Raw genomic sequence first — 2,214 nt, 5'->3', positions numbered from 1 at the left:
ACCCTGGCCATGATCCCACCCAACGAATTCGAGCAAAACTACTACGCTCAAATAGACGCCTCATCACACGACGAGGACACCAGCAAGAAGACGGCCTAAAACCCGGCACGGTTCATTCATCTGCCGGATGGATACAAAGCAGAACAAATGCGCGACGCCCTGGCAGCCAAGATCAAGACGCTCCCCGAGGCGCTGAGGCATTCCCTCACCTGGGACCAAGGCATCGAAATGCAGGACTGGAAGGGCGTGAAAATAGACGCCGGCATCGACATTTACTTCTGCGACCCGCACTCACCCTGGCAGCGCGGCATCAACGAAAACACGAATGGCCTGCTCCGCCAGTACTTCCCGAAAGGCACCGACCTGAGCATCCACAGCGCCGAACACCTCGACTGGGTCGCACAGGAACTCAACGACCGGCCACGCAAGAGACTAGAGTACAGAAAACCGATCGAATTGATCGAAGGACTCCTGTTGCAATGACCGCCTGAATCCGCCGTTCCCCTTACGGACAAGTAGTGGCCGTGCAGACGACTTTGGACATTTCGTGCAGACGACTTCGAAAATGACAGCTGCGTCACCGGGCTTCCGCAGCACGGTGATCGACCGGCAAGCGGGCGCTATGGCTTGCCGTCCGCCAGATGGCTGAACCTCTACGGAGATATCCTTCCTCTTAGTTGTGACAGGATCGACGGATGTACCCATCACCACTTCCAGACGTTCGTGTGGAGCAGGGAAGTGCGCCCGCGCGGGACGCGGCCGGAATCTGGGCTCGTGCTACCGCTCTGCGGGACCAACTCCCCGCCGTTCCGCCGGTCGACGACAAGCTGCCGGGTATTGAATCAGCGCTTGCCTTGGATGGCGCCTCTCTAGTGATGTTGCGTGTCGATGGTCGCGCGATGGCGTTCTCCATCGTCGTCCCTCGTAAAGATGCCTTGGAAGTGCTCTACCTCGCAGTTGACCCGGAAGCTTGGGGCGAGGGTCTCGCACGCCAACTCCTTGACCACCTCCGACACCACTCGGTGAAGGCAGAGGCTCCTATGGAGCTCTGGGTTATCGCCGACAACAAAAGAGCGATCGCCTCCTACGAAAGGGCCGGCTGGATTCCGACGTCGGAAATCGAGGTCCGCAACTCGGCGGGCCGGTCTGAACGCCGCTATATCCTGTCCCCGTGAAGGATCCCTCGCTGCGACACGAATCGAGTCAGACAGCGGCAACGGTCACTTCTCGGCCGACGATCATAGATATGAGGTCGTCTAGAGTTCCGTGGCACTTCTCCAACTCAGGTAGGTGGTAGAACGTGCTGGTGGTCTCAAGGTTGTTGATGGCTTCGTCCGGCGAATGCAGGATTGTCCTTCTGCCTTGAGCGATCGCGATGCCAAGCTCAACATGCGTGCTCTTCCCGCCTGGAAGCAGGATTACGACGACGTCGGCACTTATCACTGCATCTCTCTCATGCTGCCCGATGGAGCGCAGATCACCGAGGGTGACTGTACCCGCATCGCGCGCCGACGCGTTCTGGGTCCAGTCGTACGTGTTGACGTAGCTCTTGCTTTCCAAGGTTTGCGCGACGTACCGGACGTTGACGATATTCCTGAAGCTCGACGCAACATAGAACCTTTTCAAAGCTTCTGCCTCCTGATTGGAACTGCGACCATCGGACCAGTCGGCCGGGTACCGGGTCCGGCAGTTCCTGCCAGAGCCAGCATGGCGGTGAAGGCCAGGATCTGGCCAAGGAACATTGCGGCGACCACGCCTAGGGTGGCGGCGTATGTCGGGGTGACGGAACGTGTTGACGGGTCGTTCATCAGCACTGGCCTTTGGTTTGGCGGTGGCTTTTACTGNCGAAGGAACCCGTGGGTGTCGCTGAACCGCTTCACGATGTACGACGGACTGCTAGTGAAGGGGCGGAGACCGATGCCTCCCGTGGAAACCTGGAATGCTGTCATCCCGTCACTGACGCACTGGTCAGCGTTGTTCACCGGACATGACCTTTCGTAGTTGTGTTGGGACGCCGACAGGGTCAGACGGACCCGGTGCTTCCACATCACGTCGATCCACGGCTTGTGGTCAGCGGCCCGCCCATGTTCTTCCGTGTCCGACGTGAAGTACGGTTCGTGGTACACGACGGCCAGGTGCTTACCCGCCGCCTTAGCAGCAGCGAGGTCGTTGTCCAGCCACGTCGTCAACGCCCGGGCCTCCCGGGGGTTGTAC

2 protein-coding genes and 1 pseudogene are annotated in these 2,214 nt (G+C 59.4%); 2 read left to right on the top strand and 1 reads right to left on the bottom strand.

The window, feature by feature from the left end; translation table 11 throughout:
- Nucleotides 1-117: 117 nt before the first annotated feature.
- Together ACZYZ4_RS19420 and ACZYZ4_RS19415 are read left to right on the top strand one after the other, a co-directional pair.
- A pseudogene (locus ACZYZ4_RS19420) lies at nucleotides 118-483 on the top strand (IS30 family transposase); the annotation flags it as partial.
- A 212-nt stretch (nucleotides 484-695) separates the two neighbouring features.
- Nucleotides 696-1,175 carry a GNAT family N-acetyltransferase gene (locus tag ACZYZ4_RS19415; RefSeq protein WP_463863410.1) on the top strand — a complete coding sequence of 160 codons (480 nt, stop codon included), beginning with the start codon at nucleotides 696-698 and terminating at the stop codon, nucleotides 1,173-1,175.
- A gap of 28 nt (nucleotides 1,176-1,203) precedes the next feature.
- On the opposite strand, the gene ACZYZ4_RS19410 is transcribed toward ACZYZ4_RS19415, so the two are convergent.
- The gene (locus ACZYZ4_RS19410; protein ID WP_463863409.1) at nucleotides 1,204-1,626 is read right to left on the bottom strand and encodes a hypothetical protein; all 423 of its coding nucleotides are present in this window, start codon (nucleotides 1,624-1,626) and stop codon (nucleotides 1,204-1,206) included.
- Nucleotides 1,627-2,214: the final 588 nt, after the last annotated feature.

Source organism: Pseudarthrobacter adonitolis (assembly GCF_055412845.1).
Note: the sequence above shows the minus strand (reverse complement) of the source record. Positions and strands in the feature narration are given on the sequence as shown.